25 protein-coding genes are annotated in these 24,734 nt (G+C 44.3%); 8 read left to right on the top strand and 17 right to left on the bottom strand.

Annotated elements, in window-relative coordinates; genetic code table 11:
- Window positions 1-73: 73 nt before the first annotated feature.
- The 11 genes from J4N23_RS08155 to upp all read right to left on the bottom strand — a co-directional run bounded on the left by J4N23_RS08155 (window position 74) and on the right by upp (window position 10,811).
- Window positions 74-589: a DUF2480 family protein gene (locus tag J4N23_RS08155; protein ID WP_207426465.1), complete on the bottom strand. Its 516-nt coding sequence runs from the start codon at window positions 587-589 to the stop codon at window positions 74-76.
- Between the two features lie 117 nt (window positions 590-706).
- Complete coding sequence (locus J4N23_RS08150; protein WP_370527243.1) at window positions 707-2,806, bottom strand: SurA N-terminal domain-containing protein; 2,100 nt, start codon at window positions 2,804-2,806, stop codon at window positions 707-709.
- A 176-nt stretch (window positions 2,807-2,982) separates the two neighbouring features.
- Window positions 2,983-3,555 (bottom strand): LPS export ABC transporter periplasmic protein LptC, encoded by a 573-nt coding sequence (gene lptC / locus J4N23_RS08145; RefSeq protein WP_207426463.1) that lies wholly within the window; start codon window positions 3,553-3,555, stop codon window positions 2,983-2,985.
- 10 nt (window positions 3,556-3,565) lie between these two features.
- Window positions 3,566-4,855, bottom strand: coding sequence for a hypothetical protein (locus tag J4N23_RS08140; RefSeq protein ID WP_207426462.1), 1,290 nt, complete (start codon window positions 4,853-4,855; stop codon window positions 3,566-3,568).
- Complete coding sequence (locus tag J4N23_RS08135) at window positions 4,848-5,591, bottom strand: type III pantothenate kinase (protein WP_207426461.1); 744 nt, start codon at window positions 5,589-5,591, stop codon at window positions 4,848-4,850. Before J4N23_RS08135 ends, J4N23_RS08140 begins: the two co-directional genes overlap by 8 nt.
- Before the next feature lie 159 nt (window positions 5,592-5,750).
- Window positions 5,751-6,731, bottom strand: a complete 981-nt coding sequence (locus J4N23_RS08130) for a DUF6427 family protein (RefSeq protein ID WP_207426460.1) — start codon at window positions 6,729-6,731, stop codon at window positions 5,751-5,753.
- Between the two features lie 53 nt (window positions 6,732-6,784).
- The gene (locus J4N23_RS08125; protein ID WP_207426459.1) at window positions 6,785-7,780 is read right to left on the bottom strand and encodes a glycosyltransferase family protein; all 996 of its coding nucleotides are present in this window, start codon (window positions 7,778-7,780) and stop codon (window positions 6,785-6,787) included.
- 19 nt (window positions 7,781-7,799) lie between these two features.
- The gene (locus J4N23_RS08120) at window positions 7,800-8,651 is read right to left on the bottom strand and encodes a UDP-2,3-diacylglucosamine diphosphatase (protein WP_207426458.1); all 852 of its coding nucleotides are present in this window, start codon (window positions 8,649-8,651) and stop codon (window positions 7,800-7,802) included.
- Between the two features lie 214 nt (window positions 8,652-8,865).
- On the bottom strand, window positions 8,866-9,396 hold the full coding sequence (locus J4N23_RS08115; RefSeq protein ID WP_207426457.1) for a DinB family protein: 531 nt from the start codon (window positions 9,394-9,396) through the stop codon (window positions 8,866-8,868).
- Window positions 9,393-10,085: a YjjG family noncanonical pyrimidine nucleotidase gene (locus tag J4N23_RS08110; RefSeq protein ID WP_207426456.1), complete on the bottom strand. Its 693-nt coding sequence runs from the start codon at window positions 10,083-10,085 to the stop codon at window positions 9,393-9,395. The genes J4N23_RS08115 and J4N23_RS08110 overlap by 4 nt, the downstream gene beginning before the upstream one ends.
- Before the next feature lie 81 nt (window positions 10,086-10,166).
- A complete protein-coding gene (gene upp, locus J4N23_RS08105; RefSeq protein WP_207426455.1) occupies window positions 10,167-10,811 on the bottom strand; it encodes a uracil phosphoribosyltransferase in 645 nt (214 codons plus the stop codon).
- Between the two features lie 201 nt (window positions 10,812-11,012).
- Here upp and uvrB point away from each other — a divergent pair, with 201 nt between their 5' ends.
- The 6 genes from uvrB (at window position 11,013) to J4N23_RS08075 (ending at window position 16,912) form a co-directional block, all read left to right on the top strand.
- Window positions 11,013-13,058: an excinuclease ABC subunit UvrB gene (gene uvrB / locus J4N23_RS08100; RefSeq protein WP_207426454.1), complete on the top strand. Its 2,046-nt coding sequence runs from the start codon at window positions 11,013-11,015 to the stop codon at window positions 13,056-13,058.
- Between the two features lie 46 nt (window positions 13,059-13,104).
- Window positions 13,105-13,305 carry a hypothetical protein gene (locus J4N23_RS08095; protein WP_207426453.1) on the top strand — a complete coding sequence of 67 codons (201 nt, stop codon included), beginning with the start codon at window positions 13,105-13,107 and terminating at the stop codon, window positions 13,303-13,305.
- Entirely contained in the window at window positions 13,287-13,682 is a 396-nt protein-coding gene (locus J4N23_RS08090; RefSeq protein ID WP_207426452.1) for a type II toxin-antitoxin system VapC family toxin, read from the top strand. Before J4N23_RS08095 ends, J4N23_RS08090 begins: the two co-directional genes overlap by 19 nt.
- Before the next feature lie 69 nt (window positions 13,683-13,751).
- Window positions 13,752-13,949 carry a YwbE family protein gene (locus J4N23_RS08085; RefSeq protein WP_207426451.1) on the top strand — a complete coding sequence of 66 codons (198 nt, stop codon included), beginning with the start codon at window positions 13,752-13,754 and terminating at the stop codon, window positions 13,947-13,949.
- A gap of 81 nt (window positions 13,950-14,030) precedes the next feature.
- A complete protein-coding gene (locus tag J4N23_RS08080) occupies window positions 14,031-14,309 on the top strand; it encodes a DUF4834 family protein (RefSeq protein ID WP_242689162.1) in 279 nt (92 codons plus the stop codon).
- Between the two features lie 137 nt (window positions 14,310-14,446).
- A complete protein-coding gene (locus tag J4N23_RS08075) occupies window positions 14,447-16,912 on the top strand; it encodes a YfhO family protein (RefSeq protein ID WP_207426450.1) in 2,466 nt (821 codons plus the stop codon).
- A gap of 56 nt (window positions 16,913-16,968) precedes the next feature.
- Here J4N23_RS08075 and J4N23_RS08070 read toward each other — a convergent pair whose 3' ends face one another.
- The 3 genes from J4N23_RS08070 to J4N23_RS08060 are packed head-to-tail and all read right to left on the bottom strand — an operon-like array spanning window position 16,969 to window position 19,610.
- Window positions 16,969-17,574 carry a hypothetical protein gene (locus tag J4N23_RS08070; protein WP_207426449.1) on the bottom strand — a complete coding sequence of 202 codons (606 nt, stop codon included), beginning with the start codon at window positions 17,572-17,574 and terminating at the stop codon, window positions 16,969-16,971.
- Entirely contained in the window at window positions 17,567-18,328 is a 762-nt protein-coding gene (locus J4N23_RS08065; RefSeq protein ID WP_207426448.1) for a glycosyltransferase family 2 protein, read from the bottom strand. Before J4N23_RS08065 ends, J4N23_RS08070 begins: the two co-directional genes overlap by 8 nt.
- Window positions 18,306-19,610 (bottom strand): glycosyltransferase family 4 protein, encoded by a 1,305-nt coding sequence (locus J4N23_RS08060; RefSeq protein WP_242689161.1) that lies wholly within the window; start codon window positions 19,608-19,610, stop codon window positions 18,306-18,308. Before J4N23_RS08060 ends, J4N23_RS08065 begins: the two co-directional genes overlap by 23 nt.
- Window positions 19,611-19,640: 30 nt before the next feature.
- On the opposite strand from J4N23_RS08060, the gene J4N23_RS08055 reads away from it, so the two are divergent.
- A complete protein-coding gene (locus J4N23_RS08055) occupies window positions 19,641-20,387 on the top strand; it encodes a bifunctional 2-polyprenyl-6-hydroxyphenol methylase/3-demethylubiquinol 3-O-methyltransferase UbiG (RefSeq protein ID WP_207426447.1) in 747 nt (248 codons plus the stop codon).
- Here the strand turns inward: J4N23_RS08055 and J4N23_RS08050 are convergent, their stop codons facing one another.
- From J4N23_RS08050 to J4N23_RS08040, 3 genes are read right to left on the bottom strand one after another with little or no spacing between them, the layout of a single operon-like run.
- A complete protein-coding gene (locus tag J4N23_RS08050; protein WP_207426446.1) occupies window positions 20,388-21,302 on the bottom strand; it encodes a sugar transferase in 915 nt (304 codons plus the stop codon).
- A gap of 25 nt (window positions 21,303-21,327) precedes the next feature.
- Complete coding sequence (locus J4N23_RS08045; RefSeq protein ID WP_207426445.1) at window positions 21,328-22,050, bottom strand: class I SAM-dependent methyltransferase; 723 nt, start codon at window positions 22,048-22,050, stop codon at window positions 21,328-21,330.
- 6 nt (window positions 22,051-22,056) lie between these two features.
- Entirely contained in the window at window positions 22,057-23,055 is a 999-nt protein-coding gene (locus J4N23_RS08040) for a glycosyltransferase (RefSeq protein WP_207426444.1), read from the bottom strand.
- Between the two features lie 53 nt (window positions 23,056-23,108).
- On the opposite strand from J4N23_RS08040, the gene J4N23_RS08035 reads away from it, so the two are divergent.
- Window positions 23,109-24,593, top strand: coding sequence for a lipopolysaccharide biosynthesis protein (locus J4N23_RS08035; RefSeq protein ID WP_207426443.1), 1,485 nt, complete (start codon window positions 23,109-23,111; stop codon window positions 24,591-24,593).
- Window positions 24,594-24,734 lie beyond the last annotated feature (141 nt).

Below are 24,734 nucleotides of genomic sequence, written 5' to 3'. Positions count from 1 at the left end.
TCTTATACGTCAATTCCAATTACTTGTTAGACGTATTTTCCCAGCAAATCGCTGCAATCCAACCACACAAAATCTAATCTTTCCTCTTAAAGATGGGAACCGTTGAACAGGGCTCACCAAACATGATGCTCTTCGCCACTTTTGTCAGCCGTGCCGTTAGCTCAACATAAGCAGACACGGGAATATCAATCTCCCCGCAGCCTTTCACCACAATCCGCTCATCCCGGTATTTCTCTACATCCAAACTAGTAAGAACCCGGTCAAAGAGAACTGTCTCCAGGGCGGTAAGATCGCCAAAAACTACCGTAGCTGCAAAAGGAGACATTCGATTGGCTAAGAGCATATAGGCCCAGGTGGGAACAATGGCATCTGTTGAACAGGTGATGGCCACGTGCTTTCCCTGGTACTGAGACCAGTCATGTTCTTTGATGAACTCCCTAAAGTCCTTTTCCTTCAGAATCAGACCGTGGAAGAGGTTATCTTTAATATCGTATACAATTCGTTCTCCTGCCGGATAAAAATCTGCCAGGTCAAAACTAATAAGCCCGCTCTGGGCTACTTTATTTACTATATTTTCCTGAATATCCATGTTGTAAAATCAAAAAAGACAGAAAGCAGCTGGGACTGTAATCGCCAGCCTTAGTATAAAAACAAAAAATCCGGAAGAATATTTTCTTCCGGATGCAAAGTTATTAAATTCGAGGGCTTAGAAGAACCTGAAACGATTGTCTGTTATTTCTGCTTTTTCCTTCAACACCTCGAACACTGATCCCTGAGCACGTTGACGTAGCGACTCTGCTATCTGTTCTTTTAAAGTGATGGTGTTGGTTAACGGAGCAGGGTTAGAGAAGCTGTTGACAGCTACCACAAACACACCGCTTTCGCCTTCAATTGGATTAGACAGTTTGCGTGGTTGCAAACCAAAAACAGTTCCTACCACTTTATTTTCCTGACCTAAACCTGGGATGATTGGATTGGCAAATACAATATTTTGAGCTGGCTGCGCTTGCTTACCTACTTTCTGTGCTACCTGCTGAATGTTGGAAGCGCCAGAAGCTGCTTTAGAAAGTCTCTCACTTAGCATACGGCCTTTCACCAGGTTACGAACCATCGGCTCAATATCCTTTTTCACTTTTGCCAAAGGCAGTATTCCTTTTTCTCTAACATCGGTAAGCTTGGCAACTACGTATCTGTTTTCGAGCTCAAATACTCGGTCGGATACATCACCCTGGTCTGCCTGGAAAGCCCAGCGAATCAATTCTCTCGGATTATCCAGTCCTGCTACCATCGATTGAGATGCCGTTACATTCTCTGCCACCAGCTTGTTCAATTTCTGTTTTTTCACCTGCTCGTCGAAGGCCTTGTCGTCATCAGCAGTACTTAGAAAAGATGAAGCTTTTGAATAAGCAGCCTGCTGTGTTTCGTTGCTGCTGGCAACCGCTTTGTCTACTACCGCTACTCTTGCAACTCTTGAAGATCCTACTTGTCTCACAACGCGAACCACGTGAACACCAAATTGAGAAGTCACTACTTTCAAATCACCTGGTTTGCCGTTGAAAACCGCTTCCTCAAAAGCTGGAATCATCGCTCCGCGACCAAAGGTTCCCAGGTCACCGCCCTTGTCTTTGGAAGCGTCTGTACCAAACTTGGTAGCCAGTTCTGCAAAGCTTGCTCCGTTTCTGATCAAGTTTGCGATAGAGTCGGCCTTGGCCTTCGCCTTCGGCAAACCGCCCTCTGTAGCTGGGTTAATCAAAATATGGCTGGCTTGAACTGAGTCAGGAGACATTCTCACGTCAAGGACCTTTGCTACCCGGAAAGCATTGTTACTATAAACCGGGCCAACTACCGAACCTACCGGAGCGCTGAACACCAGCGAATCCAGGGCAGGATCAAGCTGTCCTTTTTTCATGTAGGAAATCGGTGCCTTTGTGTCCGCATTCACACTTACAAAAAGTGAGTCGTTGGTCGTATTTCTAAACTCAGCAGCTATTCTGCCGATGTTTGTTCTGATGGCGGCAGAGTCTGCCTTGGTTGGACTCGCGTCAAATACCACGTATTCAAAAGTACGTGTTTCTTCACGGTTCTTGAACAAGTTCTTGTGCTCATCGTAATACTCTTGATAGTCCTTATCTTCCAGTTTCACCTGGTTATCCGGAATCGAAGCGTATTCTAAGTTTACGTAGCTAAAATCAGCCAACTTGTTACGGTTCTGGTGTTCTTCCCTCGCCTCAAGCGAAGTCACATAAATGCTGTTCTTTACCAGGTTCGTATATTTTTGGAACAAGCGATCCTGCTTGATAGACACAAGGAACTGCTCCCACTGACTTCTTATCGGACTGTTTGCAGGTTGCGTAGATAAATTCGACAAAAACGAATTCAGCTGCGACCTGTCGATCTGACCTGTCTGCGGATTACCAAATGTTTGGACAACCTGCGGATGCGGATTCTTACCGCTCACCATGTCGTTCAGCTCTGTTCTTCCTACCTCAAGTCCTAAGCGCTTCACTTCTTTCCCTAACAGGATTTCAGATATCGTTTGATTCCAGGTATTTTCTACAATGTAAGAACTCATCTGAGGATTCAGGTTTCCACCCATCTGCTGCCTGAAATTCGCTTCGTTCTGTTCAACTTTCGCTCTGAACTCCTCGATCCCAATTGTCTCGCCGGCAACCTCCCCTACTTCTGTCTGGCTTTCGGCCCAAAACGGCGTACCAAAACTGATCGCATCATTGAGTAAAAAGGCAAAAATTGCCAAACCGATTGCGCCTATCAAGATGGCTCCTGCCCGGTTCCGCAAAAAACTCATTATTCCCATATGTATTCTAAACTTGTATAAAATTCAACTTTACGCTCTAAGGAAATCCTACCAGATTATTTAGGTCTATTGCATCTGGCTCCCCCAAAAGAGCGCGCAAGATACAATTTTTACGAAAAAATCCTAGTGAAAAAATTTGGTGGGTCTGACGGGGCAACTCTCTTATTTTAAGGCGTTGAACTATTAAAATTAAGTTTATCGCCTGTGGCCAGATTACCCGAAGCATTGGTGATTACCGGATTCGCAAAACTCTCGTCACTCTCAAACTGCGTTCCGAAGATGCTGGTGCCATCCGGCTTCGTGATATTTACTAACTGATTTGAATAAAAGATCTTCCTGTTCTCGTCCCAGATCAACTCCTCTGATTTAAAAGTGTCGCCCTTTTTGTTTGTCACCACCACATTCTTTCGCAATTCAACTACTTTCTCACTATCTCTCCTTATCGCATAATCTGAAACTACGCGACTGCTCTCCTCCTTGGTTTGAGGATCAAGAAAAATAATGGTAACGCCTTTCGGCATCTCATAATAGGGACTCGCGGTTTTAACGTGATGAAGTTCGGGAGTCATCATTTTAGCCTTTACAACAGCGGAATCACTGTAAATGATGGTTACACCGTACGATTTATCTATCGGAACGGCCGTATTCCGGGCAGAGATCTTCTCCACATCCCGCAAATCGTTCTCGCAAGCTGCAAAAAACAATCCCAAAACCACTACTATTCTGCCTGCCCAGCTCACGGTTCTTTGACTAATCGAATTTATAACGCTGGAACCAGCGGTCGTTTATCGTAAAGCCTAAATGAAAATTCACAAAGCGTTCCCTCACAAGGTTTTGTTCCAGAGTGCCACGGTTACCGAGTTCGGCCGCGAAATTGATCTTATAAAAGGTGGTCCTATTAGAAGGAAGAGGAAACCCGAAGCCAAGGGTCAGGGCGGCCTGATTTATGTCCTGATTTGCGATATTGATATACGTTTTATCGTACCTGAAACCCAGACGATAATCAACCAGAGCAAAGTAATTGGATACAGAATTTACATCAGGTGTGATCTGCCAGCCTACAGCAATTCCGGAAGAGTTCTGCAGCCCCTGGTTTACACCGCCAATCGCGTAATCCTTCCAGTTACCCATGTACGCATCTACACCAAAGAACCATTTGTTGGAACGCTCCAATGCAAAGCCAACGGTGTGCATGGACGGCAAACGCAGCTTCATCGTTGCACGTTCATCGAAAAAGGAGGTATCAAGCGCCACGCTCTCATTACCCTGCGCATCGGTTGTATAGCGGGTAGAAACCGTCCTTTCAGTAGACTTCAGATTCGTGCTCAGCGTAGTTGTATAACCCAGCGTCAGTTTTACATTTTTAGAGATATTTGTAAAATACTGCACGCCAAGATCAGAGTTTAAGCCGCCGATGCTGTTGCTCCGCTGCGTTCTGGAGTTAACAAAAGAAAAATCCTCCGGAAACTCTGTATCCTGGTCATTTTCCAGCTTTCCGAAAATATAGGAAGCGTTGGCTCCGATACTTAGGTGTTTGCCTATTTGAATTCCGTAGCCCAGATAAGCCTTCGACAAGCCACCCTCACCCCTGTAGATATAGTCCACCGTGTTGGTATCTAATTCCGTTCTCACGCGGGAGCGATAACCAAGGCTGCTGTAAGGCACTAATCCGAAGCTAAGAGCTGACTGTCTGCTAATGGGAACCGCGAACACCACATGGCTCAATGAGGCATTGAAGTTATTCTCTGATACGTTTCCCTTTGAAAGGTTCGCCAGACCTGAGTAAAGGCCGATGTCAAAAGTGGTAAGTTCTATAGCTGAATAGGAAGCCGGATTACCAAGATTGATATTGCTATACGTACCCGGTCTGCGCAAGCCAGCACTAACGCCACCTAAAGCGCGGTTCTGAGGAAGGCTCGGACCGTTGAGAATTCCCAGGCCAAACTGGGAATAAGGAGAGCTGGTTGTAGACTGGGCGAAAGTAGCCGTACTTGCTACCAGACAGCAAAATAAAAGTATATTCTTCTTAAACCTATTCATTATTTTGATAGATAACTTCGTTTAAACCAATTAACACCAAATCAGGTACGGCTCGAACAATGGGGGCAAAGATGCTATTTTTCAACTGGGTCTCAAAAAATTTAACGTTGCCTCCGCATAGTGCAACCACTAACTCGGGATATTTATTAAGATAAGATGCGATAAAGCCTTTTAGCTCATACACCACCCCGTTTTGGACTCCGGAGAGAATAGACGTGGCAGTATCGACGCCGTTAGACGCATTAAAATCCTCCTTCATGTTCAATAAAGGCAGCTTTCCCGTAAACGCGTTCATAGCTTTATAACGCATGGCGATGCCGGGTGATATACTTCCGCCAAAATAGTTCCTGTCTTTATCTACGAAATCGTAGGTAATACAGGTTCCCGCATCAACTACCAAAACATCCTGGGCATTAAAAAGATAAGTAGCGCCGATTACAGCGGCGTATCGATCAAGGCCTAGTGTTTCGGGAGTTTTATACTGATTGTTCAGCTTTTTAGCAGCAAAAGCACTAAACCGAATATAAGACGCAACGGAGCGCAGATAATTCTCTACCGCAGTGATATCATAGCTGACAGAAGAAATAATGGCATGATCTAAGCGTTTCCCCTCTATAATTCCTGCTATTGCTTCTTCATCTACCCGATCTAGAACGTATTGTTCAACTATACTCCGACCATTGAATAACGCTACTTTTGACAAAGTATTCCCAATATCAATAACCAGATTAAGCATTTAGACCGGGACAGATTTTTATGTAGAGAAACACTGTTACTCCGAATTTCACAGGGGCAAAACTATTCAAAATTTGGATGTTATGACTTTTTATTTTGTTAAAAAAGGTTAATGTGGCGGGTAGCGAACGCGCAGCCGCTGCCTTCCGAAGCAATCTGCCTAGTGGAATTGAAAATAAATAATAAAGCTTATTAGTAGTAGGTAGAGACTTTCGTAAAACCACTTTTTGCTGGCATTCATGAAATAATGCGACATGAAGACGGCTACCGGCGGAACCGCCAACAAGAAGTGATAGAGGTGATAATCAGGCTTAAGATAAAACGACAGGAAGGCAAAAACAAGCAGGAAGAAGAGCAACAGGTAAGATTTACGGATGTGCATATTGCTCCTGTATAGCTTTTGCTGAAGAGAGACGACGGAAAGCACCATAATCAATAGCAAGGGCGCCACAACTATGTAATCGTACAGATTGATGTTCAAATTTTTAGGAAATGCGTGGGCCAGGGGCATTTTAGAAGTATTTAGTTCCTGAAAGGAGTCGTTCAAATAATAGAATACGCCAAGAAAAAAGAAAATGGTCATAAATCCCACTATTCCCGCCACCCATTCCCGCCAGTTGAAGGGCCTAAAGATAGCAAGGGCTATCCAAAGCACTACCAGCATGGTAGCGAAAGGAAAATAAATAAGGGAACCCACCCCAATGATCATCCCGCAGTCAAACATTACCGATCGGGCCTCATTTTTCCGATAAACGCTCAGAAATCGGTGAATGAGCCAGATCATCAGAAAATTACAGAGCAATGCAGGACTTAACACCAAAAAGGGCGTCAACAAGCTGGAAGCGGTAATGTACATCAAGCCAGGCAGAAACGAAGGCTTACCTAACAGATTGTAGTTATTCACCACCCGACTGAAAATAATTGCCTGAATCAGCGTCACCACTAGAGCGAAGAACGCGTTGGCAGCCGGAGAGAACAGATTTTGAGAGTCGATACTAACTACATAGTTAGCATAGGGTTCGAGGATATCGAAACTGGAGATTTCAGGTGTTTGCAGAAATATCCCGATCCTGATAAACACCGCAATCGCAATTAAAAACAGCAGGTTTACCGGGTTTAATCTTTTAAATTGTTCAATCATCCCTGAAATCGTCTTTACAGGACAATATTAACTAAAAGCTGGCAGAATGGAAATCAGGACTTGGAAGAGTATTTTTTTACAAGACTATCAACGATAGAAGCAGTCTCGTCGGGGTAGTGAACCTGCGGCCCAGAGCTAACAGACAACCATTCCTTCAATTTTGGGATCGCACTATCATTGAAGCAGTTAAGCACAGGAATTCCCAGATGTCGCGCAGCCTCAGCATTGCACAATTGCTCGTACTGGTTCCTCATAGGGACCACCATTACTTTTTTACCCAGAAACAGAGCTTCTGCAGGGCTCTCAAAGCCCCCACCTGTAAGCAGACCGGCTGAGCTTGCTACACTCTTGTTATAAAGCTCATTATTGATGGGTCTGACCGAAATATTCTTATCCGTATAACAGGATTTAGCATGCTTTGAGAAAATCTCCCAGCGATACTCGGGGATACGCTTCAACAGATTCACCAAATACTTATCGTGGTAAGCGGGAAGATAGACAGTGATATGTCCGAAGTTCTTAACATCCTGATTTCTAATCTCACTTCTGATTACCGGAGTATGAATAAAGTTATCGTACTTATCAAAATGAAAACCAACCTTGTGTGTCGCAGGCGCATAATGCGAAAAGAGGCACTCCTGCCAGTGATAGGTACCAATCGGACGAGGCGTTTTTTTAGAAAGAAAAGCAGCCTGATGACTTAGGGCAACGCTTGGCCTGCCCTGAAAACGGCAAGCCCAGGCAGTCACCGGTTCAAAATCATTAATAATGAGGTCGTAGTTTTTCAAGGGCAAGGATTTGATATCCCTCCATAAACGTGGAAGGTTCATGCACTTATATGTCTTCCAGTGATCTACCCCGCCCTTCTTGCCAAACACAAAACTAAAGCCATGAAAGCGATATTGCAGCGGCTCTTCAGGCAAAACATCTGCCTGCGTTCCGCTAATCAGCATATCCACGGTTCCGTACTGCTTTAGCAAGGGAACAATTTCGCGGGCACGACTTATGTGTCCGTTCCCTGTTCCCTGTACTGCAAATAATATTCGCATCCCCAAAATTATCAGAATCTTATATACTTTCCGCCTTAAATTGTTCCAGCAACATTTTCACATTAAGCAAATCTGCCAGGTTCTCCAGGTCGGCTGGCTCGGTATCCACAAACTTTTCCTCTGCGAAATAGTCCGCAGCGTACCTGAAGATCTCCCACTTTCCCTCATTATATTCCAAACTGGTTAGATTTTCCACCCAGTCGCCCGAGTTTAAATAAACAGCCTTTCCGGCAGGAGTCACAATTTCCCGTACTTCAGGCTGATGTATGTGTCCGCACACCACAAAATCATATCCCTTATCAATAGCCAAATCAGCAGCTGTGTTTTCAAAATCGTTGATAAACTTCACTGCATCTTTAAACTTCGCCTTAATCCGTTTTGAGAAACTCATTTTCCCTTGTCCTGCAAGCGTTAGACACCAGTTTACAAAACGGTTTAACAAAATCAATGTATCATATCCTACTGCACCCAACCTGGCCAGCCATTTACTGTGCTGCATGGTAACATCAAAAACATCGCCGTGAAAAAACCAGGCTTTTCTACCATCTAAGTTTAGTACCAGTTTATTTACCAAATGAAAGCAGCCTATGTTCATCTCGGCAAACTTCCGAAGCATCTCATCGTGATTGCCGGTAAGATAGTAAACGGACGTGCCCTCAGAAATAAATTTCATAATCTTTCGAACGACTTTCATATGCGACTCTGGCCAATAAGACTTGCTGAATTGCCAGATGTCAATAATATCGCCGTTAAGGATTAAAGCTTTGGGCTTGATGCTTTTCAGATATCTCAAAAGTTCTTTGGCATGACAGCCGTAAGTTCCCAGATGCACATCCGAAATCACGACCAGTTCTACTTCTCGTTTATTCATTCGGTTTATTTGAAAGGATAGCTTTTGCTCTAGTCATCTTCCTCCTCAAAATAGAACTCATACGGGCCGAAGAGGAACACCAGGCCCAGCACCAGCAGGCAGACCAACATAAGTGCGACAACTACTTCCGATTCCATTCCATTTTTTTAACGAAAATGCAAATCAGAAATTAGGAGAGTATTAAGAAGTGATTAAGTAATTGGTTAGTACTCGTTTAAGCTACAGCGAATGCAAGGCTCTTTCGAACACGATAGACTTGTTTCAGGTGGTGTTTAGTATGGATCTCAATAAACCGAAGCCACTCTTCAGAGTTCAACATTCCCAGCCGGGGATGTTTTACGCGGCAGTAAGGAGACGCTTTAGCTATCTTGGGTGTTACATCCTTCAAGCGCCCGGTGAATTTGATCAGCTGATTCCTTGCCTCTTCCCTGCTTATCTTTTTCACCATGGATGCTATAGTATCGGGTGCTTTGTATTTTCCTCCGGGAAGTCGTCCAAGAAAAAGTATTATCCGGGTAATAAACGGCACAGAATATTTGCCGGCGCTCGCCCTCCCATGAATACATTTCTCAATAGCCAAAATGGAGCCAAGATTAGCCTGGGCGATATGGCAGAACACCTCAGAACAGGACCAGCCGCCCCTTGCAGGTTGCTGCAGAAATTCCTCGTCAGAAATCGAATTCAAAAGCTCGTGGTATTCCTGCAATGCTTTCAAAATGGCTTTGGCCGTATCATTTACACTCATAGAAATTTCATTAGATCCTCAAGGCAAACTATCTGATGTTTGATATCATCCGGCTTCTCTTTCCCGAAAGGATTAAAAAAAATGGCATCCATTCCGAAAGCCATGGCGCCACGAATGTCCGCTTCAATACTATCCCCGATCATGATGCTTTCTTCCTTTCTAGCCCCTGCTGCATCAAGCGCAAACTCGAAAATAGCAGGGTTTGGCTTATTAACCCCGATAACTTCTGATATCACGATGTTGTCGAAATACTTTCCAAGTCCGGTTACTTCAATTTTTAGCTCCGTGGATTCTTTGAAGCCGTTCGAAATCAGATGCAGGGAATATTTATTTTGAAGGTAAGACAGCACCTCGTGAGCTTTTGGGAAAAGATTTGTTTTTGTTGGACAGATACGAACGTAGTCTTCCTCAAAAGCCAGTGGAATCAGCTCAGGAGTAAGACCGAGGTCGATAAACGTTTTCCTGAACCTGGTTTCCCGAAGATGGTCTTTGGTAATTTTCCCCAGGTGGTAGGAGGCCCAGAGTTCGTGATTATTTCGGGTATATGTTTCAATAAAAGTAGTCGGGCAAGTCAGTCCGAGCTCTTCCAAACTATGGGTCAGGTAAAGTTCCCGGAGGGTCTCTTCGGCATTCTTATCAAAGTCCCAAATGGTATGATCAAGATCGAAGAATATATGGCGGTAAGTCATTATTATGCTATTTGATAGACATACAAATATGCAAATAATTGAGGTCAAAGAGATTGCTCTCTGCTAATTCGCTGTACTGAATTAGTCCCGCTCCCCGAAAGCCAGGTCGCCTGCATCTCCCAAACCAGGAACGATGTAAGCTTTAGTGGTCATTTCTTCATCAATAGCTCCCAGCCACAAATGTGCTTTGGGAAGATTCGCTCTTACATGAGCCACACCTTCAGAACTTGCAATCACAGAGACTATGTGCAGTTGTTTGATTTGGTATTGATCCAGCAGCTCCTTGCAACTTAGCACCATACTCTGCCCCGTTGCCAGCATAGGATCAGACACGACGACAATTTTCCCGTTGAGGTCTGGGGTGGTTACATATTCTTTCTGAACTACAAAACCGCCTCCCTTGGTTGTTTGACGATACGCCGCAATGAAAGCAGAATCTGCTTTATCGAAAAAGTTAAGCAAACCCTGATGGAGTGGCAAGCCAGCCCTGAGTATCGTAGCTAAAACCGGATGTTCCTGGATGATCGGCACAAGAGCCGTTCCCAGCGGCGTCTCGAACTCAGTTTCAACGTAGCTAAGCTTTTTACTTATCTCATAGGCGAATAGCTCTCCTAATCTTTCCAGGTTTTTTCGGAAACGCATGCTGTCCAGTTGAATCTGCGCATCACGTAGTTCGGCGATAAAATTATTACCGACAGAAGGGGTATCGCTTAATAGAAATATCACAAGCTAAAGTTAAATTATTTTCAAAAGAAAAACTGCTGCCTATGCTTTTTGCTCATCCACCTATTAATAACTATTGCTGCACCCTTTAGTTTCCCGTATTGTAAAAATTTCGGGTCGAATTTTAAAACCTTATGACACACTTAAACGCACTATGTTCGTTAATAACCTGCGATAATTTTTGTTATCACTATCTTTGAAATAATGGAGTTTAAATTAACATCTGACTATCAACCCACAGGTGACCAACCGGAGGCGATACGTCAGCTAGTAGAAGGAGTTCAGGCTCAGGAGCATTACCAAACCCTTTTAGGGGTGACGGGCTCGGGGAAAACCTTCACGGTAGCGAACGTTATTCAGCAGACGCAGAAGCCGACGTTGATCTTAAGTCATAATAAAACCCTGGCGGCTCAGCTCTATGGAGAGTTCAAACAGTTCTTTCCTGAAAACTCAGTCAACTACTTTGTTTCCTACTACGATTACTATCAGCCGGAGGCTTACCTGCCGACAACGAATACATACATTGAGAAGGATCTTCAGATCAATGATGAAATTGAAAAGTTAAGACTGCGTACAACATCTGCACTGATGTCGGGACGCCGTGATGTGATTGTGGTTTCTTCTATCTCCTGTATCTACGGTATGGGTAACCCCGAAGACTTCTACAACTCCGTGTTCAAGTTTGCCGTGGGAACCAGGATCAGCCGGAATGCTTTTCTTCACCGCCTGGTAGAGATCTTATATTCCAGAACCACGGCTGATTTTCGACGGGGTACTTTTCGGGTAAAGGGAGATACTGTGGACATCTACCCGGCCTATATGGACTATGCCTATCGTGTTTGTTTCTTTGGGGATGATATCGAAGAGCTCAGCGCTATAGATCCGGCAACGGGAAAAACAATTGAAAAGATGACCCATATGGTGGTTTACCCCGCCAACCTTTTTATTACACCAAAGGATCGCTTCAACCAGTCGGTTTGGGCTATTCAGGAAGAGCTTGAGGTAAGAAAGCAGCAATTTGTTACCGAACAGCGATTTTTGGAGGCTAAAAGGCTGGAAGAAAGGGTTAACTATGATCTGGAGATGATCAGGGAGTTAGGCTATTGCAGTGGTATCGAGAACTATTCAAGGTTTTTCGATGGCAGAACGCCTGGAATGCGTCCCTTCTGCTTGCTGGATTACTTCCCGGATGATTACCTAATGGTGATCGACGAAAGTCACGTAACAGTGCCCCAGATCAGGGCGATGTATGGAGGTGACCGGTCAAGAAAGATGTCGCTGGTAGACTATGGGTTCCGCCTACCCGCAGCTCTGGACAACCGTCCGCTCAACTTCGAGGAATTTGAGCGACTCGCTCCGCAGACCATTTACGTAAGTGCTACTCCGGGCGATTATGAGCTGGAGAAAACTGGCGGTGTGGTAGTGGAACAGGTAATCCGGCCGACGGGACTTTTGGATCCGCCTATCGATATCCGCCCCGCCATTAATCAGGTCGACGACTTGCTGGACGAGGTGGACAAGACCGTAAAACAGGGAGACCGCGTACTGGTAACCACCTTGACCAAGCGCATGGCGGAAGAGCTGACCAAATACATGGACCGCCTGGGGATTAAGGTAAGATACATTCACTCGGAAATTAAAACACTGGAACGGGTAGAGATTTTGCGTGGGTTACGACTTGGAGAGTTTGATGTTTTAGTGGGGATCAACTTATTGCGCGAGGGATTGGATTTACCGGAAGTTTCGCTGGTTGCCATCCTCGACGCCGACAAGGAAGGCTTCTTGCGTTCAGAAAGGTCTTTGATCCAGACGATAGGCAGAGCAGCCCGTAATGATCGTGGCCGCGTGATTATGTATGCGGATAATATCACCGAAAGTATGCGGGTGACGATCGAAGAAACGACCCGGCGCCGGGAGAAACAGATACGATACAACGAGGAACACGGAATTACCCCTAGAACCGTTGGAAAATCTAAAGAGGCCATTATCGAACAGACTTCGGTTGTCGATTTCAAGGGTGGCGTCCAAAAAGCTTACATAGAGGCCGAAACAGCAAACAGTATCGCTGCAGACCCAATTGTGCAGTACATGAGTAAGCCGGAGCTTCAAAAGTCTATCGACAAAACTAAAAAGGAAATGCTGGCTGCAGCCAAAGACATGGACTTCCTTTTAGCGGCCAAGTTAAGGGACGAGATGTTTGCTCTGGAAAAAATGATGGAGGAACGATTTGGCGTAAAGATGAAAGGCTAGTGGAATGGCTTTATTTTTGTATTTTGTAGAAAATCAAGGAGGGTTAATGGATACAATAGAAATAGAAATCAACAACCCAAAAGCAATGAAACTCCTGTTGGATATGGAGGAGTTAAACCTGATTAAAGTGATAAAGAAAAAAGTTTCGCTGTCCGGCCTGAGAAAACAGGTACAGAGCCCAATGAGTGAGGAGGATATAAATCGACAGCTCACTTCATTGAGGAATGAATGGCAACGAGATATTTAATAGACACGAGCGCGGTTATCAAGTATATCAATAATACTCTACCCTTTGCGGGGCTTCGCTTTATTGATGCAATTATTGATGAAGAGTGTAATATCTCATTCATATCAGAGATAAAGTTATTAGCCTGGAGTCCTCCCAGTGACGCCGACTTAGTTATCTATTCATCATTTGTTTCAGCATCCAATATTATTGGGATGTCCGCAACGGTAACCAGCGAAACGATTCGCGTACGGAAAGATTTTCGTTTAAAACTACCCGACGCAATTATTGCTGCTACTGCTCTCGTCAATGACCTTACTTTAATCGCTGACAACGACAATGATTTCAAGAGAGTCGAAGCTCTCAATTATGTCAACCCGAGAAAAATAGTTAGCTGAACGCAAGTGGCTTCCGTTGTACTCCTTCAATAAATACAATTCAATTCCCATCAAGAGTTATTAATAAACATGAACGGACAAAATAGAAAAGACATATATCCCGGATTAGAGGTAGAGATTATCCTTAAAAAAGACCAGCGCAGCGGAAAACGCACCAGGGGAATAGTAAAAGACTTGTTAACGAGCTCGAGTTTTCACTCACGAGGAATTAAAGTAAGACTGGAAGACGGACAAATTGGTAGGGTTATTGAAATAGTTGAAGAGTAAAAATCATCATACATTTGTAAGCTTCAAATTAGTTTTGAAACTTTTCAACGTTATTGTAGTCATATTTGCATTCTAATAATTATGATACTTAAAATTCTTTTTATAACTATCCTTGTTCTGTATCTGTTGAAACTCATTGCTCGCATTGTACTCCCCATGCTATTCCAAAAGATGGTGAACAAGGCGCAACAACAGGTAAATCAGCAATTCCGCCAACAGGGAGCGCCATATAATCAACAACAGTACAGACAGCAAAAGCCGACGGGCCAGTTGCATGTAGACTACGTTCCGCCAAAAGATAAAGAAGCACGTGCCGCTGACAAAGCCGGCGACTTTATCGACTTTGAAGAAATTAAATAGCGTCCTGCTACTTGATATTCTACTGGTAGTTCCGGGTATTTTTTCGGGGACTACCAGTAGCTCGTGCTCCCATCTCAACATTTCCCATTGCACATCTATCCTTTTTTCTATTTTTGATTTCCACAAATAATTAAGAAATGACTAATTGGTTTAAACGAAATGGAACCCATTTGGCCATTATTGGCCTTTTTATCGTTTTGTGTTTCATTTATTTCAGTCCAGCCCTGCAAGGAAAAGCCTTAAGCCAGCACGATGTGTTGCAGGCAAAAGGCATGCAGAAAGAAATCATGGACTATAAAGCGAGTGAGGGGAAAGCACCGCTATGGACTAACTCCATGTTTGGTGGGATGCCAGCCTTCCAGATCTGGGCTCAATACCCTAATAACATCGCGACCCATATCGTTTCCTTCTTCAAAATTGTATTTCCAAACCCGATCGATACTGTTCTTTTATATCTTTTAGGGGCCTACTTGTTATTCTGCGTCTTGAAAGTGCGTCCATGGCTTGCGGCCGCCGGGGCAATTGCTTTCGCCTTTACCTCCTACAACTTTCAGATCATCGAGGCGGGACACAGTAACAAAGCCTTTGCGATTGCTTTTTTCGCTCCTATTCTTGCAGGCATTATCCTTACATTAAGAGGAAAATATCTACTGGGGGCATCTCTTACCGCCTTGTTTCTGGCGATTGAAATCCGAGCGAACCACATCCAGATGACCTATTATCTTTTCCTGGCCATTTTGATTCTAGTTGGTGTGGAACTGTATAATGCCATCAAAAAGAAAGAAACGAAAGCATTCTTCAAATCAATAGCTTATTTGGCTGTAGCAGCTATGATCTCTGTCGGGGTGAATGCAAGCATGCTTTGGACAACGTATGAGTACGGCCAGGAGAGTACTCGCGGTAAATCAAATTTAAAAACAGAAGGGAATGCGCCTTCCAACGGCCTTGACAGAGAATATGCTTACGGATGGAGTCAGGGAGTAGGAGAAATCGTTACTTTCCTCGTTCCCAATGCTTACGGTGGTGCTTCAGCGGGCGGACTAGACGAGGATTCAAAAGTTGCTAAGACACTCATTGAACGTGGAGTACCTGCCGAGCAAGCCACTGGCTTTGCGAAACAACTTCCCACCTATTGGGGCGAGAAACAATTCACAGCGGGGCCTTACTATTTCGGAGCTATCGTCTGCCTTTTATTTGTCTTAGGATTGTTTATTGTCAGGGGGCCATTAAAATGGTGGATTGTCGGAGCCACGATACTGACGATCCTGCTCTCATTCGGTAAACATTTCCCGCTTGTTTCTGACTTGTTCTTTAACTACTTCCCGCTTTACAATAAGTTCAGAGCGGTAGAATCTATTCTGGCGGTTACCGGATTTTTATTCCCGATCCTGGCCATTCTAGCAGTAAAAGAGATTACAACAGAAGGCTTGGACAAAAAGGACCTGATTAAAAAACTTCAGTATTCCATTTACATTGTCGGCGGACTACTACTTATTCTGATCATTTTCCCTTCCTTGTTGCTTGCTTTCAGAAACTCGGGGCACGAGGATCTGATTCAGCAGTTAACCCAAATTACAGGTGGAGATGCCAGCTTCGCTACTTCAATTGCTAATGCCCTGATCGAGGACCGGGAAAGCCTGGCAAGAATGGACGCCTTACGCTCGCTTATTTTTGTGCTGATTGGAGCGGCGCTAACCTGGGCCCTTATTCAAAAGAAGCTACAGCCACAAGTGGCCTTCATCATACTAACTGTGGCGATATTGGTAGACATGTGGTCGGTAGACAAGCGCTACCTCAACAATGAAAACTTTGTTGAACCTACTAACATGGTTTTTGAACCAAGGCAGGTAGACGAGCTTATTTTAAGAGATCAGGGACACTACCGGGTAATCGATTTAACAGAAAGCACCTTCCAAAGCGCCAGAGCTTCCTACTTCCATAAATCTATAGGAGGATACCATGCCGCTAAACTAAAGCGCTTCCAGGAAGTAATCGACAAGCAGTTCAACAACTCCATCAACGAAGATGTGCTGGATATGCTGAACACCAAATATGCTATTACCATGTCGCAGGACGGGCAGTCGCAACGTATCCAGAACCGCGAGACGGCTGCGGGTAATGCCTGGTTTGTAACGGACGTTCTCTACGTAAAAAGTAATGAGCAGGAGATGGAGGCAATCAGCAGCTTCGATCCTAAGAAGGAAGCGATTGTGCACGAGAGCTTCAAGTCGCTAATTGACGAGAAAAAGCTGGGTACTATTACGAATTCCTCTATTGAGCTTGTCAGCTATAAACCCGACCACTTGGTTTACGAATATACTGCGCCTAACGACCTCATTGCCGTATTCTCGGAAATTTGGTATGATAAGGGCTGGAATGCCTATGTGGATGGCAACAAGATCCCTTACTTCAGGGCGAACTACCTGCTAAGAGCAGCTCAGCTACCAGGCGGGAATCACAAAGTGGAATTCAAGTTTGAGCCTGCCTCCTATTATAGCGGAGAAACAGTCTCTCTGATATCTTCCATATTGCTCGTTGGAGGTTTAGGATTTGCTGGCTTCAGCTCCTTCAGAAGGAGAAAAGAAGAAGAGGAAAAAGCATAAGCCTTAAAAAAGGAATTAAGGGAAGCAGAGCCAGTGGTTCTGCTTTTTTTATGCACTTACTTTGCAGTCGCCGGCAATGTTACCCGGATCAGGTAATTCTTATAGTCGACAGGAACCGATGAGAAAAGAGGCAACCGTTCAAAATTTACGAGGGCAGTAGAAATCCTAATCACTCTATCTTCAAGAAAAATATCCGCTACTTTCGCGTGCCGGAGGCGGAAGAGATATTGATGAATTACTATCTTTCGAATATCCGCATGATTGAAAACAAATCTGCGGCTCCCATCCTGGTATTCATACACCGAGTAGTCGACGTCAAAAATTAGTTTTTTGCCTTCCTCAAATGCCACAAGCTTCCAGTGGGTAATGGCGTTCATCAGGAAGTAAGCGGCCAGGAATACATGAAGATAACGAAGCTCCTGCCGGTAAAGCATCAGCAAAAGGAGGATGGTGGTGAAAAGGATGCCGTAAACGAGCAGAGCTTTTGCTCGTAACCTCTCGGTTTTGTTCAATTGAAACTTAAGCGTCCGGGGTGGCTCTATCCCAGAATCCGTACTTTTACTTCTCAAAAAAGGAAGAATTACCCCCATTAGGATGAGCGGCCCGATTGCCACCAGCAGAGCAAAGTACAGGAAGCCGGAGCCGCCCAGGCTGTCAATCATTCGTCCTTCTATGCTTTACGTAGTAGAAAAAAAGCTTAAAGGCAATGACCACGTGATTCACAACATTTGGTAAAACGCCGTAGTGCCGGCTAAAGATGTGAAATCGCTCTTCAAGGCTTTGGCGGTGTTTCTTCTTTGACATCCCCCCCACCAGATACTTAGCTACATACATACGCGTATTCACTATCTTTTTTGCACGCTTTATGGCCTTCAATACCCAGTCGATGTCCGAGCTTAGTTTATAGTGGAGATCGTAGGGAACAGCGATGGCACGACGAACATAAACAGCCTGGTGACTTACACTCATCCCGTACTTAAAACTAGCGAAACTTAAGTTCTCGGGTGCCTTATGTCTTCGCTGCCCCAGGCTCTGCCAGCGCTCGTCAAACATCTCCGTTTCACCATAATAAATGTCGGCTCCAGGTTCAGTAGCAAACACTTTTTGCACTGTATCCTCCGCATAGATCTCATCGCCCGAATTCATGAACAACACATAGTCGCCGGTAGCCAGTGAAAGGCCCTTATTCATGGCGTCATAAATCCCCCTGTCCGGTTCAGAAACCAGGCGGGTTATCCTTGAAGAATACTTTCGCAATATTTCGAGCGTTCCGTCTGTTGATCCACCATCCACCACAACGTATTCTATATTCTCGTAGGTTTGATTAAGCACAGAAAGCACGGTTCGTTCAATGTCCCTCACGTTGTTGTAAACGATAGTGATGACAGATAGCCTAGGATTCCAGCTGCTTTCCATAGTTGTTTAAAAGTTGCTGGTATAAGGAAAGATGCTGCTGAGCGATGACGTGTTCCGAAAAGCGCTCCAGCACCCCCGTCCTTGCTGCATTGTTAATTTTTTCCTTGTTGGGATGGTTGTAAACCCAGCGGATACCTTCCGCCAGATTTTCAGATGATTTATAAGTCACCAGGTATCCATTCTCCTGGTGCTGCACCATGTCGGGAATTCCCCCGGTAGTGAAAGCAACCACAGGTGTGCCGCAAGAAAGACTTTCCATTACCGTATTGGGAAGGTTATCCTCCAACGAGGGAGCCAAAAAAACATCGGCGGCGCTGTAGCAGAGCGCCAGTCGCACATCGTCTGAGATAGTCCCAAGAAAGGTGGCCTTTACCGGAAAGTCAGGAACGTTCTTTTCGTCGCGGTTTCCAAACACGAGCAGTTCTACCGCGTCCTTGTCCGCAAAATTTTTAGTAATCAGAATTTCGAGCGCCTCCAGCAGGTAGGGTGTCCCCTTGTGCAAATCCTTCCGGGAAGGCATAAAACCGCTCAGCATGATAAATTTGTCTGAGGGTAGTCCCAGCAGCTTTCTTGCCTGCAGCTTATCAGTAGCTTGGAAAACAGCAGTATCCAGGGTATTAGGAATCACCAGGGTAGGCTTAGTAGCGGCAAGCTTACTTCTTCCCACCGAACTCCTCATCCAGTTGCTAGGTGCCACAATGGAAAACGGAAGCTTTCTATAAGCCTTCTCCTTCGCCACCCAAATTTTGTGGGAGATATCGTCCGGATTACTTTGCTTTAGAAGCGGGCAGTTGCCACACTCATTTTCGAAATGGTCACAGCCATATCGGACATGACAGCCGCCCGTGAAGGCATTGCTATCGTGAAACGTCCATACAATAGGCTTATTCAGTGCCGCCAACTTAGCCAGCTCCCTGGGCCGAAGAAAGGCGTGATTGATCCAGTGGATGTGAATGATGTCAGCCGATTTTACTGCTGGATGGCCGGCAATATTTCTTCCCCAAACGGGAACAGAAAATGGAATTTTAAGCTTTTTAGCGACAAAAGAAGAAATGAAGCGCTCCAGTAAGATTCCGAAAGCAGCGACCCCGCGGCGGAGAAAACCTGGAGAAAAGCTATTTATGTCGGGATTCGTACCAAACTTGTAATAGGCCCAAACCTCCGACTCCACCCCCGCCGATCTTAATGCCTTATTTAACCGAAGGCAGGCCCGACCTGCGCCGCCATTGCCATCATACGTGTTGATTTGTACAACTTTCACTCCCTCAAAAATACAATTCATTTGCTTTCTTTTTTCTTTCTTTGCTTCAGGATGGAAAATCAACTAACAGATCGCGAATTCTGGAAAAGTTATTGGGAATCTAAGAAAAACCTCGCGGTGCCTATTCCCCGCAACTATTTGTTTCACCAGCAGCTAACGGGAATAATTGAAAAAGAAGGAGTGAAAACAGCTATTGAACTGGGAGGTTTCCCCGGCTATTATACCATCTTCCTCAAGAAATACTTCAACCTCGAAAGCACATTGTTCGACTATTTTGTGCACGCGGGAATACTCCGGGAAGTGGCAGAGGCGAATGATCTTGCAGCAAACGAAATTAAAGTCATTGAAGCAGATGTTTTCAACTATCAGCCTGAAGCGAGCTTCGATTTGGTTCTATCCTGTGGCTTGATTGAACATTTTGAAGACACCAAAGACATCATTCAACGGCATCTAAGCTTTTTAAAGCCTGGGGGTACCCTGTTTATTACACTTCCTAATTTCACAGGCGTTAATGGGTGGGTGCAGAAAAACTTCGACCAGGAGAACTATTTGAAGCATAACATGAAATCGATGGACGTGGCTATGTTGGGTCGGGTGTCTGAGGAGTTGGGGCTTAAAGATATCTCGGTAGATTACTTCGGCGGCTTTAGTGTTTGGCTGGAGAACAAAGACCAAAAATCAGCACTGACAAAGGCATTTATTAAAACCCTTTGGTATGCGGGTAAGATCCCTACGAAAATTTTAGGGTTCGAATCGAAACTACTTTCTCCTTATATCGTTCTTCAGGCGAAAAAATAGCTACCGAAGTTTTGCCATTGTCATCCTTTCTTGCATAAAGCGCATCGCCCGTTGCCACAAATTACCTTTCCTCTTTTGGAGAAACGACTTGATAGCCAGGTAAGCTTCGGGATGTTCCTTCAGCTCGTCCGGGAATTCGGTTATTGTTTTACTGTCGACTGTCACGCTATAGATGCTGTTTACTCCAGAATGAACGCCGGTTCCGTCGTGCCCAATGTTATTGATTAAAGAGGAAGCCGGGTTTAACGAAAGGCCTTCTTTCAGAAAGATCGAAGCGTACCACCTAATCGCCCAGGAGTTGTTCTTCCCCGATTTAAACTCCTGGATTTGCTTCCAGAAGTTCATTGTCCCATCGATGGAAAAGTCATTGATTTTCTGGCTATCAAATTGGGTGATAAGCGTGTCGATATTGGGCTCAAAATGAGTCCAGGCCCTTTTCCAGGTTGCCCAGCCCCAGCTGGTAGCGATTCGGGCAAAAAAAGTTTCGGGAAGCACAGCAGCATCTATAGGATACATATAGGCCCCAATGTGCATCACTTTCTCCTCCTGCTCATACCTGTTGAGGGCATCATTGAAATACTGAAGGGTAGCTGAAGAAGAGATTAAATCGTCCTCAAATACGATGACTTTCCCATACTCATCCACTAGCTTTGACACTCCATCGATAATCGAATTAGCAAGTCCTAAATTGATATCCCGCTCGATTACTTCTACCGATTTAAAGCCCTCTATATTCCTGATCAAAGTTCTTACCTCTGCCACCTTCGCCTCATCTTCCGCCCGCTTCGCCGCATCAGAAAAAATATGCAGCCGCGACTCATCCGCGAGCAGATTTTGCTGCAAAAACTTTAAGGTGCGACGCGTATGCTCTGGCCGATTGTAAACAAATAAAGCGATGGGGGCTAAGTTTTGCATCCGGAATACATTTTACTTGAAACAACTAAATAGCTTCTAGATATGTTTTATATGCGTCTGCAGGTTTCAGATTCAGCAGTCTGGTGCGCTCAGTTGCCAAATCATCATACGATAAAGCTTTAACTTCCTCTGAGCTATAGGCGAGCGTGTTTTCAGGACTTCCGGGGGTAACATATCCTATCCCATAGTCGCAGTCAAAAACTGCAATTTGCAAATCCTTTCGTCGGGATCTAAGTTCTACCAAAGCCTTCCAGGTATCTCCATTCCATTCTCCCGTCCAGCCTTCAGGAGGATTGGCCCAGAGTTCTTTTGGAGAATAAGCTCTTGCTGCCGCGGCTGCGGAGATTGGATTGCAGTCGTGCATTAGTACAACGCCTCCGGTATTTAAAAAACGTAGTGCATTTTCCACGTCGACAACTACCTGTTCATGCATGTGCAACCCGTCGATAAAAATAACATCGATGCCTCCGATTTCCGCAAGATACTGTGCTTTCTTTTCGAAGAACTCGTCGCTTGTGATCTCAAAAAACACGTTTCGGAAATTGGAAAAATTTCTGAGATAAGCTTTCAGCTTTTTTGTGGGTTTTATGATAAAGTTGGGATCAACAGCAACTTTTCGATCTGCTTTAATTTTAAAGAAGCAGAAACCGGTCTGCACCCCAATCTCTACATAATTCACAGCGGGCTTTCTTTCTTTAATTTTATCTATAAAAGCCTGAATTATATGATATCTCTTTATTTCACTCATTTTTATTTAAAAGTATCTGCGTCCTAAACTACCCTGTAGCCCATCGTCAACAGCTTTCTTTAGGCTTTGGTATTCCTTATCCTTAGAGTTTGCTCGGCTGAGCACTTTCAACCATGTCAAATATAAATGCTTATTTAGTTTGAACACCAATTTATTTTGGACTGCCTCGCGCCTATTGAAATAGATCATGTTGCGCACGTGGTAATACGTTCTAAAGCTCCAGCAGTCTAACAAAATTGAGCGGAAAGGCCCACCTTTGTAGCCGATACCCTGCGATTTGTCTATATCGTTGACTTTTACGTCAGTGACAAGCCAAATTGTCCCCCCCTGTTTTGTAATTCGATAAGTGTACTCCGAATCGTCTACATATAGGTAAAACCGTTCATCAGGATAGCCAATGGATTTAAGAAGAGATTTTTTAAAAAACAGTCCCCCATAGGGGGCGTAGGGAATTTCGGCGAGGCGTTTGAATGGTGTCTTCTTTACCAGTTTATCTCTCAACTTATAGAACTGATTGACCGGGATCCTAAACAGATCAAATCCAAGGAAATTGTTTGGAGTCAGGTAAAATCGGGAAGGTGGTTGGCCGCTGGCTATTTTGATATGAGCCACTCTATCTTCCCTCAGGCAATATAGAGCTCTTAGTTCCTCCTTGCCCGGAAGCTCGGCCCACAAAGAAACTAATTTAGCAGCAGCATCTTCATCGGGAAGGTTATCATCATCTAGTAAAAAAACAAAATCGCAATGTAACTGAGATGCCAGCTCCAGTCCTTTTTTGTACCCTCCGGCAGAGCCCAGGTTCTCCTCCTGTCGGCTCACCAGCACACGCTCGTCCTCCAAATCGCTAACAGCCGAAGTGACAGAGTACACAGAAGCGTTATCCACGACGATAACCTGACTCACCTGCTCCCAACCTAGCACCCTTTTCAGCACTTGGCGGAGAAATTCCCAGCGATCGCCGTAGGTTACAGTCACCACGCAAATTTTATATTCTATCTTTACCATGCGGTTTTCAAAAATATACTTTAATACGTAAAGGGAAGGGTATAAATAAAAGAATGGGGATTATTCAGCAACAAACTCTTAAGGGATCTTTCTATTCCTACCTGGGAATACTAATTGGTTTCGGAACGCAGGTTTTTTTACTCCCCCATGCATTAAATCCTGACCAGCTGGGCCTGATAAATATTCAGACTTATCTATCGATGCTCTTTGCACAATTTGCCATTCTGGGCTTCAACGGTACGGCCAGATACTTCCCATATTTCCGCGACCCGAAAAAGAACCACAACGGCTATCTTTTTCTTTTTTGCACAGTTGCGCTTATTGGTTTTATTCTATTTTCAATTGTAAGCTTTGCGTTCAAAGACGAAATTATTAATCAGGAGGCGCAGAAGTCTTCCATATTCAAAGACTATTATTGGTACCTGATCCCCCTGACCTTTTTTACCTTGTACTTTAATGTTCTTGAAATCTATAACCAGTGTCTCTACGATACTATAACGGGAAGAATATTAAGAGAATTTGTAAAAAGGTTGCTCATTTTGGTGCCAATCCTGCTCGTAACCTCAAAAATCCTGACGTTTCAAAAATTCATGCCGCTGTGGCTGGTCGCGAATATGATCCCTACCATCCTTTTAGCCTCTGTTCTCTATGGGCGACAGCAGTTAAACTTAAATCCTCAACTCAGCTTTGTAACGGGTGAAATCAGGAAAAAACTGGTGGGGATGAGTCTGTTTGCTATACTTACCGGCTCTGCCCCTATTTTAGTGCAAAGCATTGATGTTTTGATGGTAAACCGGGCATTCGGACTTAATGAGGTTGCCATCTATAGTATAGCCTTTCAGTTTGGCACCATTATCACCCTGCCTGCCAGATCGCTATACAGCATCTCCTATACCATCATCGCCGACTCCTGGAAAAGGAACGATTTAGCCAATATCTACACGATCTATCGTAAAAGCTGCCTCAACCAATTGATAGCAGCCCTTTTTATCTTTGAAGTGGTTTGGGTAAACGTAGACTCCATTTTTTTGCTTATCCCCCCTGAGTACGCTGCAGGAAAATATGTTATCTTTTTTATTGGCTTAGCAAATCTCATTGATTCAGCTACAGGAACGAACGGTGTAATTTTGAGTACATCCAAATATTTTAAATATGACTCTCTTTTTTATCTGGGAATGATCGGGATAACTATCTTGTTCAACCTACTATTTATTCCCATGTTTGGAATAACTGGGGCTGCTATTGCTGCAGCTGCCTCCTATCTTGTATTCAACAGCTTTAGATATCTCTTTATCCTGAAAGCTTTTCAGATGCAACCTTTTTCGATGAAGAACCTTTATGTCTTAATCATTGGAGGGATAGCCTATGGTGCTGTCTACCTGCTTCCGCGGATTGATAATCTATATATAGATGTCTTAGTCCGTTCAGGAATCTTAAGTGCGATCTACCTGTTGTGCATTATTGGATTTAAGCTTTCGGAGGACATCAACGGGATTTTGATGGGTTATTTAAATAAGCTTTGGAGGAAAACCAGTTAAAGCAGGCATAAAAAAAGAGGCTGTCTCAAAAGGGCAGCCTCTTTTCTTGTATAAAGGAGTAGATTTCGGTAAATTGAGGCATGGGAACAAAGCGCTCAACAGCGGTAGTTTTTAAGCCTTACGATCCGGCTCAGATGTCAC

Origin of the sequence: Pedobacter sp. SYSU D00535, from assembly GCF_017355855.1 — a bacterium.
In the GTDB taxonomy this organism is placed as follows: Bacteria; Bacteroidota; Bacteroidia; order Sphingobacteriales; family Sphingobacteriaceae; genus Desertivirga.
The sequence above is the reverse complement of the archived record's forward strand: the minus strand, read 5'-3'. Positions and strand labels throughout refer to the sequence as shown.